This is a genomic window from Rhizobium sp. J15 (genome assembly GCF_002531825.1).
Taxonomy (GTDB): Bacteria; Pseudomonadota; Alphaproteobacteria; order Rhizobiales; family Rhizobiaceae; genus Rhizobium.
In genome coordinates, this window is sequence record NZ_NWSX01000115.1 from 1 (window position 1) to 618 (window position 618).

Here is a 618-nt window from a genome sequence, read left to right on the forward strand (position 1 = left end):
TCGCCGCTGCCGTCATCGGTGGCACATCGCTCGCCGGTGGTTCCGGCCGCATAACAGGAACGCTGATCGGAACCATCATCCTCGGCGTCATCACATCAGGATTCACCTTCCTAAAGATCGGTTCCTATTACCAGGAAATCATCAAGGGAGCCATCATCGTACTCGCCGTCGTCATCGATCAATACAGACGATCAAGACAGGCTAGGGGATCTTAACGGACAAATGTTTCGCGTCCGTCAGGTCGCACCAAAGTTCAAGAGGAACACATGTCAGGCTTACAACTTTCTCAGGACAAGCTGATTGAGGTTTATCGAAGCATGCGGATGATCCGCCGCTTCGAGGAGCGGGTGATGGAGGAGATGGCGACCGGCGACATCCCGGGCAACACCCATCTTTATGCCGGGCAGGAGGCGAGTGCCGTCGGCATCTGCCTGCATCTGCGCGAGGACGACTATATCTCCTCGACCCATCGCGGCCATGGTCATTCGATCGCCAAGGGTGTGGATATCGACAGCATGATGGCCGAGCTGTTCGGGCGGGCGACAGGGACCTGTGGCGGCAAGGGCGGTTCGCAGCACATCGCCGACCTGCGCAAGGGCATGCTTGGAGCGAACGGGA

Annotated in this window: 1 protein-coding gene and 1 pseudogene; both read left to right on the top strand. The window is 58.1% G+C overall.

Going from position 1 to position 618, the window contains the following annotated elements; translation table 11 throughout:
- Positions 1–215: pseudogene (locus tag CO670_RS32385) on the top strand (ABC transporter permease); the annotation flags it as partial.
- A 51-nt stretch (positions 216–266) separates the two neighbouring features.
- A partial coding sequence (locus CO670_RS32390; protein ID WP_245426184.1) for a thiamine pyrophosphate-dependent enzyme occupies positions 267–618 on the top strand: 352 nt, incomplete at its 3' end.